General features: G+C 58.9%; 1 protein-coding gene. It reads right to left on the bottom strand.

Annotation, left to right across the window (positions count from 1 at the left end):
• On the bottom strand, positions 1–582 hold a 582-nt coding region (locus tag A3754_RS27055), incomplete at both ends, for a hypothetical protein (RefSeq protein WP_063518815.1).

Below are 582 nucleotides of genomic sequence, written 5' to 3' on the forward strand. Positions count from 1 at the left end.
GCCGCGTGCGTCCATGGCCGCAATGTAGGCATCCGCAGACTCGGAATAGCGCCCGTGGGCGAGCAGCACTTTTGCCGCCTTGACGTGCCACTGGCTGGGGTTGGCCGCACTATCCGCCAACCGGCGATAGGCTTGCACCGCCAGGTCCACGCTACCCATGGCCAGGGCCATGTCAGCGAAGCGGATGCGTTTTTCACTGTTCAGGGCGGCCCAGTCAATCGCGCGCAAACGGGTCAGGGTTTCATGTTCAAGCATGGTGCCACGGCGATTGTCGGCGTCTATGGCCATCAAACGGGTAAAATCCCGGCGCAATTCCAGCCAGGCGATCTGGGTGTCATAGCGGCCATTGGTATCAGCAGCCACGATTTGCAGCTGGTCATCCGCCGCCACAAAGTTACCTTGCAGAATCAACTCCCGTGCCATCAACAAACGTAGCTCATGGTCATCCGGTTTGGCTTTCAGCCAGGCTTGCATATAGCTGAATGTCACCGCGTCCAGACGCGCAGTACGCAGGGATGAGGACAAGTCCCGCGGGAACAGCATCCAGCACACCACGCCGATAAGAATCAGAAAGGCGAATAA

This window comes from Alcanivorax sp. HI0083 (assembly GCF_001635175.1).